The organism is Kordia sp. SMS9 (genome assembly GCF_003352465.1).
In the GTDB taxonomy this organism is placed as follows: Bacteria; Bacteroidota; Bacteroidia; order Flavobacteriales; family Flavobacteriaceae; genus Kordia.
In genome coordinates, this window is the sequence record NZ_CP031153.1 from 3,882,161 (window position 1) to 3,898,349 (window position 16,189).

A 16,189-nucleotide genomic window follows, 5' to 3' on the forward strand; every position below is an offset into this window, starting at 1 on the left:
GTCTTTACGAGGCGATAGCCGAAGTAATCTGTTTCTTATAACATGAAATTGTTTTATGATCTCGAGATGACCATGACATACTTCCGCAGTGACAGGTTTAATTTTTTCAATAACTTTATTATTAATAGCATACATTACACGTTTCATCGAGTGATTTTCTATAGAAAATTGTATCGAGATGTAGTTGGAAGTTCAAAGCTGTTTTCGATACAAATTTGCTTCATTTCGACTCCGCTCAATGTGCGCAAATCCACTCGTACTAACGTTAGTAGCACTTTTTAATACCTCCAACTTTTCAAATCGGCACCTTTTGGCGCTACATTTTGAACTTTTTCTACATATTTTTTGATAAACATGCGGTGATAGCGCAAGCGACTAATGTGATTACCGTTGTCGTGATCGCCATTCCAGCAATGTTCGGCGCGATCTCCATAATCTACTTCGCCATCGTAATAAGGTTCGGTGGTTTCTGATAGGATTTCTTCCGCAAGGTATACAGCATTATTTAAGTAATAGTTGTCCATATCGCCACAATACAAGTGAATTTTATGTTTCCAGTCGTTTCCGTGTTTAGCCCAATCTCGTTTTAAGATGTACGCGAGATCGTAATTTTCTTTCCAATACGCTGCAACTTCCTTGTCTATTTCTCCCGTAAGGCGATTCCAAATTCGCTTCGGATAACCATCTTTATCAATCGGTGAATACGTAGCTTCCCAAATGTCCCATTGCTGTCCTGAGCGTCCTTTGGTGCCCAATACCAATTCGCGATAGTTCATGTCTTTCAGTGTCGCATCAACATTTCCTAAATAGTCTCGATGACCCGCAACTAAGGTTTTTCTAAACGTACCTTCTTCGTAATAGGCATTTTTGTCTTCGTAGATATTGACCAAACAATAGGCTCTAAAGTCAATAGGATCGGGACACGCCGCAAAACACATTCCGTATTCTTTTGGATATTTTACTTGAACAGCTAATGCTTCCCATCCGCCCGTACTTCCGCCGTACACAAAACGCGACCAGCCTTCTCCGATGCCTCTAAATTGTTGCTCAATGTAAGGAATCAATTCATGCGTAATCGCATCGCCATACGGACCTTGCGCTTCACTGTTTACCGCATACGAATCGTCATAGTATTGCGTTGGATGTTGAATTTTAATCGCAATGACTCTAGGAAAATCTGGACTTGTCCACGTTTTGTAAAAATCGTACGCTTCTTGCTGTACCAGTATGTTGTAGCCTTCCACATCAAAACGTTCACTGTATTCAGGTTTTAAGTTTGGATCGGGCGGCGTGGTTCGGAATCCTCCAAAATCTTTTGGAAAATGACCGTGCATAATCGCAAGCGGATATTTTACATTCGGATGCGAATCCCAGCCTTCGGGCAATAATACATGTGCTCCGACATACATATCTCTTCCCCAAAAATCACTTAATAATTTGCTTTTAATTTTTATATGCTTTACATATTTCGTGTCTTCAGGTGCTTTGATTGGTGGTATTTTTTGATCGAACTTTATAGTTAACGAAGGAAATTCGCCATTTTTAATATTGATTTTTTGAGGTGTAGAGTAGAGGTTGCCAGGCGCTTTGTTCCATTGTTGTCCTTCGCCTCTGTCCATGGGTAATTTTACAACATGTCCGTCAGCGCGATTGAAGGTTTCGTATTTGTGAAACACCGCTTGTACATAAAATTCTCCCGATGGTAAGTTGGCAAAGTTTTGAATAGGATATCCGAATGCTTCTGCGTCAAATTGTTGCGATTCGGTCGGTTTCCAGTCGGTAATGTCCATTCCGAAGCCTTGGCAGGTTTTGGAGTCGTCTCGAAGTTGAAATCGAGGTTCGGTATCTATTTGTTCTGAAATTAATAAAATTAATCGTCCGTCTAGTGCTTCTTTGTAATGTTCTGTTGGGAACGGAAGTTGAATGTTTACGGAAGCATTGTCTTTTTTATCAGCATTGGAGCAGGCGTATAAGCATGATACAAGTAAAACGAAAACTAGGAACCTTTTAGCGGCTACTTTATAAGAATAGTTGATCATTGTGTATGGTTTGGTTAGTGGATTTTTTGGTTCCTATAAATGTACCATAAAGATGAAACATGTGCAATATTGGTTTTATGTAATAAAGTATTGAACGTGACAACTAAGAAAATGGCATTTGAAAATATAAAACGTATCTCTAAAAGGTATGCATTATAAATGTGTATAGTATATCGTCAAGCTATCCATGGCAATCTTCTTTTCAATCAATCCTTTTTTATTATATATATTTTTTGATGTAAAATGTTGTTTCTGACGCTTATTATCTAGCCAGCTGAAAGTGGTTACCGTTGAATCAATTGTATGGTTTGTGTAGTAATAGCTAGTGATTTCTGTATGTTTCTTTGGTAAAATATTTTCTTCACTTGATTCAAATAAGACTTCTTTCGACGCTAATAAATTTAACGAATCGTATGTGTACTTTGCAGTCATTTTTTTGCCTTTTCCATAGTCGTTATTCTGGTATTGTGTGGCTTCAAAGATTTTTCCATTATTATGAAACTTAAAAATACCAGTAGGTTTTAAGAAATCTTCTTCATTAATATCTATACTAGGTTTCACATAATACTTTTTTAAAATAAGGCTATCGGCATCAAACTCGTAGCGAAAATTGAAAACTGCTTTGAAGTCGGTAAAATGTATTTTTTGAATTTCAAGTTGTAATGAATCGTATGCAAATTCTTCTATCACGCTGTACATGAAAGATTTCCTCCACACTTTCTTAGGATGTCCGTTGTGATCATATTCAAAAATTTCAATAGTGTCATTCTTTTTGTAAAGTATTGAATCATACCCTGAAATTCCTATCGTTTTTTGAATGCGATTTTTAAAAATATTTTCTTGATCTATATCTGAGAAATTTAGTTCCGTAATTTTTAAGGCATTGTTTTTATGACAACACCACAAAAAGGAAACTAAAATGAGAACTGCTATTTTTTTCATTGAATGAGGAGCAAACGTTTGTTGTTTGTGTATAGATTCATTGTTTTTTTAAAATTATAGGGTTGTGCAGCGGTTACCATTGTTAGGCGCAGTGTTTTTCTATTTTTCAGAATTAGATACAGATGCTTTAGAATAAATAACAGGCATTTGCCCCTTCCATTTATTCCAAAGTTTATCATCGTTAATTAATTCTGACATGAAATGACCTACATTTATTCTACTCACTTTTCCAGCATTAAAAATTGCACTTCTAATTGGTGAAGGATATATTTCGTATTCAGTAACTTCGTTTTCGTCAATTAAGCCATCTGGTCTAACAGCCACCCACTCAATATGCTTATCATTTTGACCAATTACAGTCCTTAAATAATCAGCTGCTTTTTCGTTATCTACATGAGGTGGTAATAATACTCTTAGAAGACCAATAACACATTTTTGAGCAAACGAGATTGGTTCAACTAAATCACGATTTTGATTTCCAGAAGTATTCATCAAAACATATTTAACAGGGTGATTTGAGCTACTGGTTTTTATTGCAGAACAAAGACGTTTAGTAGCATCCGTAACTAGTCTTCTAGGTGTACCATAAATGCCTTTCCAATTCATATTGTGTCCAAGACAAGATGCAACAGTGTTACAGTCCGAAACATGTTTACCCATTTCTTCGTCACTTAATTCCAGTATGCTTGCTGTAATAATTTGCACCTTAGTATTATCTTTCCAAGCATCTGGTAAATATTGTGTAGAACGCACAATTACTTTAACTTCATTTCCTTGGATTAGAAGCTGATTAACTAAATGTCTCCCTGTTGCTCCGCTTGCACCTACTACTAAAACTTTCATATTTTGTTTACCTATTTCTTTTAATTACTTTGACAATACGATTGATAATAATTTCAGACAAATTCCATTCATATCCATTAAAATCTGTAGTGTTTATAAATTGCACTACAACCGTATCAATATCTTTATGATATTCAGCAAGACTTTGATAGCCAATGACTAAACCACCATGGTTGTATTCGTAGGGATAGATTTCCTGTTCGCCTTCTTCAAATACAGAACCATCGTTTATGGCTCTCAAGAATATGCCCACATCTTCTGCTGTAGCCAACATTCCATACTCGTTAGCTTTAAAGTCTTCATCATAACCTACATAATATCCGCTCATAACATCATTTAAATCGACTTCAGTAATAGAAAAAAATGTATTTTTTAGTGCTAACGGTATCAATATTTTCTTTTTGATATACTCATTGTGGTTATACCCAAGGACATTATCCATAATCCTGCGTAGCAACAAATAATTTGTGTTTGAATATTCGTATCCCTTATCAGGTTTAAAACTAGCTGGCAAGTCAAGGGCAAAATCAAGGGCTCTTTTTCCGTTTGCTTGTTCGTTTTCCCAATACGCGGGATTATCTGTAAAATTGGGAATCCCAGACCGATGTTGAACCATCATCTTTAAAGTTATTTTATCGGCATTTTCAATTCTACCTTTAAGTTCTGGAAAATAATCGGCAAGCGTTTCATCAAAAGATAAACGCTTGTCTTTGGCCATTTTTGTAATAGCAACAGCCGTATATAACTTGCTGATACTGGCAATTTTGAATAGTGAATTTGGGTCGGCTGGTGTTTTATTTTTTCTATCTTTCCAACCACCTGTGTAAAATACTGGTGGTTTTCCTGCTTGGTCTACATACACAATCATTCCATCAAATCCATGTCCAATGGCCTCATCCACTTGTTTTTGAACAGTATCGGGAAGTGGTAAAATCCATGCTTTTACCAAAATCCATGGCACAAAAAACATGGATATTGCCGTTCCAGTAAGCAATAGCACCCTTAGAATCCATTTCTTTTTTTTGTTTTTTATCATTTTAATGTAGAATCTTTAATTATAATTTGCAATATCTCATTTATAACTTTTCTTTACTCCTTTATACCAAAAGAAAATTCCAAAAACACAAGTCACGACGGCACACATAATTCCGTTTTCACCAAGCCAGTGTTCCGTTCTCTCACTGTTAATTGTAAATTTAGGTAGTATTTTTTGAATATACACATTGCTTACTGCGTGAAATATAACAGCTGGCCATACACTTTTAGATTTAAAAGTGTAGTAAGTCATAATAAATGACATTGACAAATAACAAGATAAAATGTTGTCAATTCTAAGACCACATTTTCGCCATAATTTACAATTAAAGTCCAATGCCAAGAAGCCGTTTTTTATAAAATTATTGACTTGTGCAACGGTTACTGTTGTTGGCAGTAGTATTTATTATTTCAACCATTCAGATGTTTGTTCTACTTTAAAATAGGGATTTGCATCAAAGAAACTTTTAATAATTGGTATATGGTCAGCTCCCATTAAAAGTAAGATTGATTTATCATTTTCATATTCAACTTGATTTATCATTTTAGAGTATATCATAATATTTCTATTGTACCAGTCAGCTGTGAGTTCAGCACCAATTAGAGTGAAATCATCATCATAATTGTAATAATCGTTACTGCCTATTTGAGGATAATTTGTAAGATAAGATGCATGAGAAGTTGTCATCACCTCTGGACTATTTATCCATTGAATATATTCGAGAAGAGTAACGCTATTCATAATGGAGTCTTCATCAACTGTATCATCATATCTCATTACAGTTCCCAATCTTTTAGCTTCTAATATGTCAGTTTGATTGTTTTTAGTAGCATAGTCTATTGTGGCTCTGTTGAAACGACCATATTGCCCTGGGTGATCGCACTGAAAAACTTTTTTATGACCTAATTTTTTTGCTGCCCTAAAACCAACTTGATAAATTTCATTTCTTGCTTTTAATGGACGAGACATCTTAATATAAATATTGTAGAGAGAATCTATTTTATTTTGGAATTCATATTCGGGTTGTCTTTCAACAAATATTTTATCGGGTTTTTGATTTGCAATAATTTCGCATAAATCCTCAATACTTTTTTGATGCTTTGTATCCAGAACATTGTAAGTTGAGTCAGTTTGTGCAAAATGAAAAGTGCCTAGCAAATAGACTTTGATCTTTTCTGTTCCCTCTGTTTCCAATTTATCATTTTTCTGTTTTGATTCTTGACCACAACTAGTAATTAAAACACTCAATACTGCTATTGATATAAATATTTGTGTGAATTCTTTCATTTTCGTCTTTGTTTTATTACTGGAACGTCTCGTATAAGAAACATAGGGAAGATAATACGCGATACGTTTCGGTTGGTACTAAGCCAAATATAATTATTTTGCTTATATCTTTTTTCGTGTAAGCGGTTTTAATTTTAGAACTCTATAACGAGAGTCAAAAGATAGACACTCTTAAAAGTGCTAAGAATGCCTTGTTTTTTTGAAATTATAGGATTGCGCAACGATTACCATTGTTAGCAGCTGTATTTTAAAATTTTGATACTAGTTCTTTATAATTTTCGATAATTTCAGATTCCACCAATTGGATTTTTTTATCATTTCTTGCTATTCTAAATTCACCTTCAATCCAATCTGATAGTTTTTTTTGACCGATGGGAATCATAGTTCCCATATGACAAATTTCTAACGGTCTATTTACAAAAATTTGTTTAAGACTCTTTAAATAAGAATCCGCTGTTTTCGTAAAATAGTTTTTTATTGAAACTGAATCCAATAAGGCTATTTCAGCATCACCTGACCTTAAAAAAGATAATATCTTAGAAATATTGTCAGTATTTATTATTGTAATTCTTGAATTGCGAATATCCAGTGTATCTATTAATTCGTGTCCAATTTCTCCTTTTGAAACAACAATTTTGTAATTGCTATTCAGTAAGTCAGTTAGAGAATTTACGTCCTTTATTGATTTCTTCGTAACTCCTCCGACTGTAATCGAATGCAAAAAACAAGTAAAGTCAGTTTTTTTTGCTCTCTTGGCAGTTTGGAAAATGGAAATAACAATATCGACTTTATCGTTTTCAATCATTCCAATACAATCTCCAATATTAATTTGAGTCCATTCTATTTTAAGATTGAATTTTTCAGATACTTTTTTCAGAATCAATGGATAAAGACCTTTAGGCTTTTTAGAGTTGTCAGAATTAAATTCAATGAAAGGCGGATAATCGAACCATCCAATTCTTAAAACTTTTGTCTTTAATACTCTTGCAAGGACATCGGTAGGTATTTTTTCAAGTTTCTTTTTCCTTTTGAAACGATGGTCAATTTGAAACCAAGCAAAAATTAGACCTATGAAGGTCAGAATAACTGATATAATTCCTGTTGGGTCCATCTTGGTTTATATTACTGCTAACGTACGTATAACAGGAATTCCTGTTACCATACCAATTTCAAAGAATAACAAAAACTAATTTTATATCAATATCCTGTTATTCCCTATAAATGTAAAACAATGATTACAAATACACAACAGAGCAGATCTTAAACCAAAAAGAAACACGAAATTTGTAACTACTTAGATTCCTGCCTGTATCGGAAACCGAAGATTCTACGAAATCAATGACAAATGCTATACAATGGTAATGCTCGCCGTCTTTTATTTTGAACGTAGGAATTATTGAAGAAACAGAAAGTTCTTATTACGTATCACAAAAACGGAAAAAAGGGAACGAACTCATTTTATGTTACCTGCTGGATATGCTCTCTTTTCTTTTAAATACTGACTAACTTTTGTTGGCGTACTTTCGTAATTCATTAAACTTTCTGTTCATGGCATTCTTCACAAATGTATTCTTTACCCAACGTTTGATTGGATTTAGAAAATTTTCAGCTTTTGCTAAATATTCATCCGCATTGCTAAAGATCCCTGCATCCACTTCCAAAGCTCCATCTTGCATTAAAATATCTGTTTCTCCATCCCATTCTTTTTGAAATTTATCTTTAGAAAGTCCGCAACCTATGGATTCATCTTGATTTTCATCTAACATTTTACATTGAATGCCTTCATAAAGTTTTAAGTCAACTACATTTTCGATAGCCGTCCATGTATCATTAATAAAAACTTCTGCCCAACAATGTCCAGGTATTAATTTTGGGGTAAATAGATAAGCCCATTTAGGAATGGTATTGATGAAAAGTTTTTTGGAAACACTTCCACAATGGTATCTTGCGGGTATGTTGACAGCTCTAAGCAGCGCAATAGTTAATGTTGTTTTTGTATTGCATTGTCCAGCTTGATGCTTTAATACATCTGAAGCTTTTTGAAGGTTATGTGTAAACGTGTATGGTATTTCATCACGGACATAGTGATAAATTTTTTTTATCATATCATTTTTAGACGTACATCCTTTAATTAGTTCCAACGCTTTTTCTTTTACGATTGGAGTATTAAAATCGACTAGATTAGTTGGTTCTACATATTCTTTTGCTGTGTTCATCGGATCATATTTAAACAACTGGATTATTTTTTTCTTGCTTGCAGCTACCCGCAGTTTGTCTCAAAACTACCTGTGAATATTCTAAGTTACGTTAAATTTAAAAATTATCCAGCTATTTTAAATACTTCTTATCTTTCATGGAATCGTGTTTTAATATGCCAATACTACTCTTTTGAGGCTTGTATTGGCTATTGAGTCTTATGAAATAATCAATATCCAAAAATGAAATGGAAGTTTCCCTAAATGGCTTACGATGAGTATGTTTTCTTAAAATTATAGGGTTGTGCAACGGTTACCATTGTTAGCAATAGTTTTATTCAGTTCTTAGTTTACTAGTTCTTCAAGGGATTGTATCTCACTTTCAAAGTCAGATTAAGCAATTCATTGAAGTATATTTCCAGATAAAACTAATTTGAAAAGCACATTTTAAAATTCCATTGGTATTCGTAGAATTTTGATAGAATCTAAAATGTTTATGAAAAAAGAACTGCATTCTCTACATAAAAATAGCCGTCTGCTAAGTTACAGACGGCTATTAACTTTATTGTTATTGAAAATAATGATTACGACCAATATACTTCCTTACTTCGAGAGTATGCAAAAAACATACAATCTATATATGAAAGCCGATAGTTATGTACGTTTGGATGCTTATATTTCTAGCTGAAACCAAAAATCTGAACCTCTTTTAGCATTCTTTTCATAGAATGCATCACCACCTTTGTAAGGATTTTGTGCATTACCCAAAATTAATATAAGCGCATTGTCTTTTACCATTTTCAATTCAAAGTAAAAAGTGTAAGTCTGCCCTTTTTTACAATGAAGCGCTTTATCTAAAGTAAATGTTACCACTTTTTCAGTGATACCATTTTTTGCATCCTCATCTGTAAATGCATCCATTTTGATAGCTTGCTTATGTAGTTCCGTTTTACCAACACCTGAACCTTCATAAATCCAAAGTGTACCTTCACGATCATTGGAAGTTCCGGGCGAGTTTCTTCTTTTAATACTGATACTTTTAACGAGTTCATTAGAACAAAGTGTAAAGCTTTGCCCCATATTTCTTAAAGTAGGATTTTGAGTGTTGGTTTTACTTAAATTTTCGGAACCACAGTTAATACCGAGCTGAAACCAAAAATCAGAACCTCTTTTAGCATTTTTTTCATAGAATGCATCACCACCTTTGTAAGGATCTTGTGCATTACCCAAAATTAATATAAGCGCATTGTCTTTCACCATTTTCAATTCAAAGTAAAAAGTGTAAGTCTGCCCCTTTTTACAATAAAGCGCTTTATCTAAAGTAAATGTTACCATTTTTTCAGTGATACCATTTTTTGCATCCTCATCTGTAAATGCATCCATTTTGATAGCTTGCTTGTGTAGTTCCGTTTTACCAACACCTGAACCTTCATAAATCCAAAGTGTACCTTCACGATCATTGGAAGTTCCGGGCGAGTTTCTTCTTTTAATACTGATACTTTTAACGAGTTCATTAGAACAAAGTGTAAAGCTTTGCCCCATATTTCTTAAAGTAGGATTTTGAGTGTTGGTTTTACTTAAATTTTCAGAACCACAGTTTTGTGCATTGACACTTATTGCACTTAAAAAAATAAAAATAATTGAAAGTGATTGTTTGAATCTTTTGTTCATTGTACTCTATTTAGATGTTATTACTATTTATTTTCTTTTTTGAGTATAGTTACTCTATTTACTATAATGATGTTAGGTGAATATAGGAACAGATACTTTCCTATTTTTTTTGATAGTTGATATCAAATTTTTCGAAAGAATTTTATCATTGTTTAGGGGTTTGTCATGATGAAGCACAACGGTTTGATGTACGCTTTGTAGCGTTGGATAAGCAGTAAAGGTAACAAACACAAACTGAATTAACGTGATTTCTATGATATAATTATAATTCACGTTAATTAGAAAACCCGTAGGATGTTCTCAAATAGGCGATAAGCAAGGAATAAAGTCTACACGGTGTTGTAGTGCGTATTTTCTTTTTTTACCATACTCCAATCCAATTTTCAAGTTCCCTTTTGAATTCGTTAACCGCTAACCAAGTATTAACAGATTCTGGACTTTTCTTGTCATAAGCTGATAAATATTGAATGTGGATTTGTTCTCCAACTCGGAGTTCAGGAATTTCTGTTTCAAATCCTTCTTTCAACATTTTCGTGATTGATTGATAGAAACCAACTTTGTTTTCTAGTCGCTCTGGAAACCCTTCATTTGATTTCGCTCGTGAATTCAATATTTCACCGTCTTCTGTTCCAATATGTAGAGTCCATTTGTCATCACTTGCTTCAATCGCATCTAAATGTTCTCCCATAGCTGTGTCGAAGACTACTTTATCTGGATAGTTGTTCAAGACACAACTCAATTTCAGTTTTTCGTTGAAATCATGAATTTTCTCTATTTTCCAAATCCACCCATTAGAATCTTTTACGGTCTCTCCATTATATAGCGGTTGGCTGATTTTGAATTCAATTAATTCAATTCTGTGTCCGCTTGTCCTGTAGGAGACTGAACTACCATTTTCATAATCCTTTGTATCAATTTTTTCAATATCGGAGAAGTGGCCTATCAGTCCACAAACAACTTGTCCAATTGGAGTTTTAAAAGTTCTATTTATGATTGGATTGCTCATTTTTTTAATGCACTACAACGTCAGTCTGTCTCAAAACTACCTATTAAGATTCTAATTTACACTAAATTTTAAAATTACGCAGCTATTTTAAATACTTCTTGTCTTTTATAGAATAATGATTTTAACACGCCAATATTGCTCTTTTTGGGCTCATGTAAGCGGTTGAGCCTTCTAAAATGGCACAAACAGTGTTTTTTGCTACTCCTTGAAGCTTTACGGATATTGATAATTCTTTTCAGATTATAGGCTAAAGCAATCAATCCAAAATCAGCAGATGCCGATTCAATTGTTCGTTTCGTAATAATATAATCAAAACCCCATTGTCTTTTAATGGTTCCAAAGGGATGTTCTACGATAGCTTGTCGCTTTTTGTATGTTGTTTCATTGGTTTTTACTCGTTTTGCATTGGCTTCAATTGCATAGGCATACTGACTTCGCTGTACGATCTTTCCATTGACTTTAGCTGTTGTACATAAGTTCCTAACAGGGCAAGTTTTACATGCCTTGGTTTTATATTGTTTGAACTTATAGTTACGTGTCTTATACCAATTTTGGTTACTTGTTAGTTCTTGTTCTTTTGGGCATATATAACAATCTTTGTGCTTATCATATTTAAAATATTCTACATTATATTTAGGATCAGGAGCTTGACTGGCTCTTCCTATATTTGGTATAGCTACTAAAGTTTTTATTCCTAATGTATGTGCAGTATCAAATTCACTTCCTGTATGATATCCTTTATCGTAAAGAGCTGTAAACTGATGATGCCTTAAAATAGATTTAGCTCTTCTGAGCATCATTCCCATTGCTTTTTTATCGTTTTGATTGGTCACTTTATAATCAATAAGTATGTTATGTTTTTCGTCAACAGTAGTTTGTGCAGTATAGCAAACTTCTGTTATCATTCCTCTTACTATTTGATGTCTGCTGTCTGGATCACTCGTAGATAACTGAGGATTTTCAGTAGTTGTATCAGCTTCTAATTCTTGCTTTATCTGCGTATACTTAACTTGATGTCGTTTATGATTTTCAATATTTTTCTGAATTTGAGCTTTACTATCATTATCAGCAGTAGCCAATTCTGCATTGTATTGTGATAGTTTTTTATCAATATATGCTAAATGCCGTTCAATCTTTTTCTTATTGTAATTATTCTTCTTGCTATTCTGCGCTCTTAATTTGGTAGAATCACCCGCGATAAGAACTCCACCAATCAAGTTAAAGTTCTTTGCAATGGTTACACTTTGCCTGAAAACTCGTTTGATAGCTTTTGGATTTTCTTTTCTAAAACGCGCTATCGTATTATGATCTGGTTTAAGATTTTTCAAAAGCCACATCACTTCAATATTTCGGGAGCATTCTTTTTCCAAAACTCTGGAGGATCGAGTGCGATTCATATACCCATAGATATATAACTTTAGTAAATCAGCAGGGTTGTAAGGTGGTCTTCCTTGAGAAGCTATGGCATCAAAACCTAATTCTTGCAAATTAAGTGTGTTGACAAATTCGTCTATAAATCGTACTGAATTATCTTGAGGTATCATATCGTCAAGACAAGTAGTATATAATGTAAGTTGTGTCCTAGAATCTCCTTTTAAATATTCCATACTTAAATATCGGAATATTTAAGATAAATAGAAAATTATGTGTGGGTTTTGAGACAGTCTGACGTGTTAGTGTATGATTTCGTTACGTGTTTGAGCAACTAATTTAGTAAACAAAACGAACACGAGAAAATTCCGAAGAAATTTTCCAAATAAGCAACGACCAAAGCAATTAATTATACGCGAGGTAGTGATACCTATTTTTAAATTTTAGCCTTTGGCATTGAAGGTGGGCTAAAGTAGTTTTCATCAACTAAAAGTATTTTCAAATCCGTTCTATTGGTGATTCGGTAGTAGGTTGCAGTAAGTTGTTTTAAGATGTTAGGTAGATTTTCAAATTCATTTTTATCGTCAAACTGAATACATATCATTAGCTTTTCTGGGCTCTCACTTAATTCTGATTTTTCCCCGTTATTTTCAATATCTTTTTTTAAGACACTTTCCAAACGATCCAAAGGAATATCATTTTCATTATTTTTACGAATCTTATTATTGCAGATTCCAATTACATTTTTAAGTTTGATAAGTCTAATAGCACCTTCTTCCAGACAAGAGTTGCTGAAATAAATGGTTTTAATTTCGTTATCTGTTGTTAAGGTTATTTTAGGAATACTGTCATTACAAACAATATTTCCAGCTCGTTCAACTACATCATTCCAATTATTGAACTTTTTAGTATTGAGTTCAACACCAAGACTTTCATTTTGTGTTTTCCCTTTACCAAATTCCATTTGAAACAAAGCGATTTCTTTTTGTACGGACTCTTTTTCTTTTTTATCAATATTCTGACATCCGATTATTGCTAAAATCAATATAACAGCGAAAGATATTTTAAATTTATTTTCCATTTCGTTTTGTTTATATGCACCACAACGTGTCTGTGTATGGTTAGTTGCGTTGGCTAGGACTAAGTTAGTAAATAGAAAACGAACTAGAGGAAATTACGAAGGAATTTCCAAGTAGGCGATAAGCAAGGAATAAAGTCTACACGTGTTGTAGCACGTTTTTATTCACATTTATTTAATTCAGAATACTATTTAATCGGATTTTTATTTTTATTCTACTTATAACTAGAGCCAAAAGAAAGACACTCTTAGAAGTGCTAAGAGTGTCTTGTTTTTTTTTGAAATTATTGGGTTGTGTAATGGTTGCCCGTGTTGGGTACAGTATTTTTTTCTTTCAACTCCTCAATTTTCAATTCCTGTGATTGGATAATCTCTATATCAGATTCCAATTCAAAAAGCCGATTACCTCTTGATTCTTTTCGAGTTTGAATTACAATTTTTAATTCAAATTCTTTTTCATGACAAGATTTTTCAAGTTTTTCAATTGAATCATTAAGAGTTTCTCTTTTTCCTTGAATTTTAACAGGTACTGGTTTTTCGTTAAAATGCTTTCTTAAAAATCCATCAATTCCAGAGTTCCTTTGAACTGGCAGAGCATCAATACTTTTTAAAATTGCCATTTCATATTCTGATTTTTCAAGATAGCTATTATAGCCTTTGTTTAATAATGCGGAATCTGTGATTATCATTTCTTCCAATCGTCTGTTCGCAAGTTCAACTGCGTCTTGAGACGCATCAATTCCGATGAAATCTCTATCCATAGATTTAGCAGCAACACAGGTTGTACCACTTCCACAAAAAGGGTCAATAACTAAATCACCTTTGTCTGTTACTATTTTAATTATCTCTTTTAAGAGCAAAACAGGTTTTTGTGTCGGATAACCAACTCTTTCTTTTGCTTTAGGATTTAAGTAAGGAATTTCCCAAGTATCTGATAATGGAACGCCTTTTTTTTCTTTTCCTAAAACAATGTTGCCATTTTCATCAGTCTTGTAAATTGACTTTCCATTTGCAGTTTTTTTTCTGTCTTGTAAGATTTGGTCAATATTTGTTGTAGCAGCGTAATTTGTATAATACTGATTGAATTTAAAATGCTTACTTTTTGAATAAAAGTATATATTTTGATGCGAGTTTAAAAGCCCTTTCTTAGAATTAGACCATCTTTTATAACTCCAAATAATTTCACTTTGGAAGTTTTTCATGCCAAAAACTTTGTCAAGAGTTACTCTGATGTAATGAGAAGCAACTTTGTCACAATGAAGAAAAACACTACCAGTTTCTTTTAAAACTCTTTTACATTCCTTTAAACAAGCCTCAATTAAATCAAGGTAGTCATCTAGTGAATCCCAACTATCACTGAATTCGTATTTTTTTGATTCATCTCTAGTTACTAATGAATGTTTCTTTTGAGTAAAAAAAGGTGGGTCAAAATATACCAAATCAACAGAGTTAGATTCTAATTCTGTTAATTTATTAATACAATTACCTTGATATATTTTATTTACTTTCATCAGCACTAGTTTTTTTATCTGCGATAGAAGTTAAGATTTCTGATAAGTCGTATCCAGTATATTCTTTGACAAAATTCCAAGCTTCATCTCCACCATAATATTCTCCATTTACACCTTTATAGTATGTAGAAAGTATTTTTTGAATTTTAATCGCTTGTTTCCTTTGAGGATAGTAAAACATAACTCGAATTGGCTTATAATTATAATTAGTTATACACTCAACTCTTGTATGCTCTTTTGTTATATGGTCTCCATCTGTTGTTGCATCTCGCCATTTGATTTCAATAGCGTTGTTGCGATCTAAAAAGTCAATTTCAAATGTTTTGGGTTTTGAACCTATTGTATTATTTACAAGTGTTCTCTTTCCGTTTAAGTTATTGAATTTAAAACATAGAACGGTTGCTTCCTCCAAAAAAGAGCCTGCATATTTGTAGAGAAATCGACCTGTATTTTGATAAACATCAATTAATTGTCCTCTTTCATTAGAAATTCCCAATACTCTATAAATTAGATAATGAGAGTTGTCATCTTCGAGCATTTCTTCTTTTCTACCCTCTATTTTTCCGTTTAGAGTTTCGGCATACCGATTAGAAAGTTCTTCAATTTTTGAATATAGTAACTCATAGTCTGTACCGTCCTTTTTCGCTTGAAGGATTTGTTGATCGACGTATGTTTCTGCATCCTCCATTAAAGTGTTTTTAGTTTTTCCTTTTGTCTCAATTCCTATAGATTTACAGTAATCTACAAGTTCTTTTTTGTTCAATTTATATAGTTTCAATTAGTTCTTAAATTTTAACAAATTTACGAAATTTAAATCTTTTCGAAGAGTTATTTTGGGTATTGTGCCCAACGTACGTATACAAGGAATTGCTATTTTATACTAAATACGGTAAATAACAAGAACCAATTCTACACATACATCCCATTATTTTCCATAAATGTAAAACAAAACGACACATATACAATGTGGTTTTCCGTAAAGAGAAGAAGGGTATGCTGCATATAAGTACTTGGGAGCAATTCGCAACTCATCAATTCAAGAAGTAATTTGTTTCAAAATTTTCAACTTCTTGCATGTTAGTCGCAGATGGAGAAGTACATAAAAATGGTTAATGATGCTATTTTGATAAATCCGCAATAAAATCCTAATTTTTCATCATTTCATTGCATAATTCGCAATAAAATCACTCCCGAAACCTTCTCGCAGCAA

13 protein-coding genes are annotated in these 16,189 nt (G+C 33.0%); all 13 read right to left on the reverse strand.

Features of this window, described 5'->3' with window-relative positions; genetic code table 11:
• Positions 1 to 278: 278 nt before the first annotated feature.
• The 13 genes from KORDIASMS9_RS16455 to KORDIASMS9_RS16520 all read right to left on the reverse strand — a co-directional run bounded on the left by KORDIASMS9_RS16455 (position 279) and on the right by KORDIASMS9_RS16520 (position 15,742).
• A complete protein-coding gene (locus KORDIASMS9_RS16455; RefSeq protein WP_114903891.1) occupies positions 279 to 2,039 on the reverse strand; it encodes an alpha/beta hydrolase-fold protein in 1,761 nt (586 codons plus the stop codon).
• Positions 2,040 to 2,192: 153 nt separating this feature from the next.
• Positions 2,193 to 2,981 carry a hypothetical protein gene (locus tag KORDIASMS9_RS16460; RefSeq protein ID WP_114903892.1) on the reverse strand — a complete coding sequence of 263 codons (789 nt, stop codon included), beginning with the start codon at positions 2,979 to 2,981 and terminating at the stop codon, positions 2,193 to 2,195.
• Between the two features lie 99 nt (positions 2,982 to 3,080).
• Positions 3,081 to 3,824 carry an NAD(P)-dependent oxidoreductase gene (locus KORDIASMS9_RS16465; protein WP_114903893.1) on the reverse strand — a complete coding sequence of 248 codons (744 nt, stop codon included), beginning with the start codon at positions 3,822 to 3,824 and terminating at the stop codon, positions 3,081 to 3,083.
• A gap of 7 nt (positions 3,825 to 3,831) precedes the next feature.
• Positions 3,832 to 4,860, reverse strand: coding sequence for a serine hydrolase (locus KORDIASMS9_RS16470; RefSeq protein ID WP_114903894.1), 1,029 nt, complete (start codon positions 4,858 to 4,860; stop codon positions 3,832 to 3,834).
• Between the two features lie 405 nt (positions 4,861 to 5,265).
• On the reverse strand, positions 5,266 to 6,147 hold the full coding sequence (locus KORDIASMS9_RS16480; protein WP_114903895.1) for a DUF5694 domain-containing protein: 882 nt from the start codon (positions 6,145 to 6,147) through the stop codon (positions 5,266 to 5,268).
• A gap of 247 nt (positions 6,148 to 6,394) precedes the next feature.
• Complete coding sequence (locus KORDIASMS9_RS16485; protein ID WP_114903896.1) at positions 6,395 to 7,258, reverse strand: ABC transporter substrate-binding protein; 864 nt, start codon at positions 7,256 to 7,258, stop codon at positions 6,395 to 6,397.
• Between the two features lie 391 nt (positions 7,259 to 7,649).
• Positions 7,650 to 8,363, reverse strand: a complete 714-nt coding sequence (locus tag KORDIASMS9_RS16490; RefSeq protein WP_114903897.1) for a transglutaminase family protein — start codon at positions 8,361 to 8,363, stop codon at positions 7,650 to 7,652.
• Between the two features lie 651 nt (positions 8,364 to 9,014).
• Positions 9,015 to 10,013 (reverse strand): hypothetical protein, encoded by a 999-nt coding sequence (locus KORDIASMS9_RS16495; RefSeq protein ID WP_114903898.1) that lies wholly within the window; start codon positions 10,011 to 10,013, stop codon positions 9,015 to 9,017.
• A gap of 361 nt (positions 10,014 to 10,374) precedes the next feature.
• On the reverse strand, positions 10,375 to 11,019 hold the full coding sequence (locus KORDIASMS9_RS16500; protein WP_114903899.1) for a hypothetical protein: 645 nt from the start codon (positions 11,017 to 11,019) through the stop codon (positions 10,375 to 10,377).
• Between the two features lie 74 nt (positions 11,020 to 11,093).
• Complete coding sequence (locus KORDIASMS9_RS16505; protein WP_114902588.1) at positions 11,094 to 12,626, reverse strand: IS1182 family transposase; 1,533 nt, start codon at positions 12,624 to 12,626, stop codon at positions 11,094 to 11,096.
• Between the two features lie 200 nt (positions 12,627 to 12,826).
• Positions 12,827 to 13,471, reverse strand: coding sequence for a hypothetical protein (locus KORDIASMS9_RS16510; RefSeq protein ID WP_114903900.1), 645 nt, complete (start codon positions 13,469 to 13,471; stop codon positions 12,827 to 12,829).
• A 281-nt stretch (positions 13,472 to 13,752) separates the two neighbouring features.
• Positions 13,753 to 14,979, reverse strand: coding sequence for a site-specific DNA-methyltransferase (locus KORDIASMS9_RS16515; RefSeq protein ID WP_114903901.1), 1,227 nt, complete (start codon positions 14,977 to 14,979; stop codon positions 13,753 to 13,755).
• The gene (locus tag KORDIASMS9_RS16520; RefSeq protein WP_240321071.1) at positions 14,966 to 15,742 is read right to left on the reverse strand and encodes an ApaLI family restriction endonuclease; all 777 of its coding nucleotides are present in this window, start codon (positions 15,740 to 15,742) and stop codon (positions 14,966 to 14,968) included. Before KORDIASMS9_RS16520 ends, KORDIASMS9_RS16515 begins: the two co-directional genes overlap by 14 nt.
• Between the last annotated feature and the right edge of the window lie 447 nt (positions 15,743 to 16,189).

Bases quoted from the DNA above. Each gene is read 5' to 3' on its own strand.
- KORDIASMS9_RS16495 (WP_114903898.1), bottom strand. From the start codon at position 10,013: ATGAACAAAAGATTCAAACAATCACTTTCAATTATTTTTATTTTTTTA.
- KORDIASMS9_RS16455 (WP_114903891.1), bottom strand. From the start codon at position 2,039: ATGATCAACTATTCTTATAAAGTAGCCGCTAAAAGGTTCCTAGTTTTC.
- KORDIASMS9_RS16480 (WP_114903895.1), bottom strand. From the start codon at position 6,147: ATGAAAGAATTCACACAAATATTTATATCAATAGCAGTATTGAGTGTT.
- KORDIASMS9_RS16500 (WP_114903899.1), bottom strand. From the start codon at position 11,019: ATGAGCAATCCAATCATAAATAGAACTTTTAAAACTCCAATTGGACAA.
- KORDIASMS9_RS16515 (WP_114903901.1), bottom strand. From the start codon at position 14,979: ATGAAAGTAAATAAAATATATCAAGGTAATTGTATTAATAAATTAACA.
- KORDIASMS9_RS16465 (WP_114903893.1), bottom strand. From the start codon at position 3,824: ATGAAAGTTTTAGTAGTAGGTGCAAGCGGAGCAACAGGGAGACATTTA.
- KORDIASMS9_RS16490 (WP_114903897.1), bottom strand. From the start codon at position 8,363: ATGAACACAGCAAAAGAATATGTAGAACCAACTAATCTAGTCGATTTT.
- KORDIASMS9_RS16505 (WP_114902588.1), bottom strand. From the start codon at position 12,626: ATGGAATATTTAAAAGGAGATTCTAGGACACAACTTACATTATATACT.
- KORDIASMS9_RS16485 (WP_114903896.1), bottom strand. From the start codon at position 7,258: ATGGACCCAACAGGAATTATATCAGTTATTCTGACCTTCATAGGTCTA.
- KORDIASMS9_RS16470 (WP_114903894.1), bottom strand. From the start codon at position 4,860: ATGATAAAAAACAAAAAAAAGAAATGGATTCTAAGGGTGCTATTGCTT.
- KORDIASMS9_RS16460 (WP_114903892.1), bottom strand. From the start codon at position 2,981: ATGAAAAAAATAGCAGTTCTCATTTTAGTTTCCTTTTTGTGGTGTTGT.
- KORDIASMS9_RS16510 (WP_114903900.1), bottom strand. From the start codon at position 13,471: ATGGAAAATAAATTTAAAATATCTTTCGCTGTTATATTGATTTTAGCA.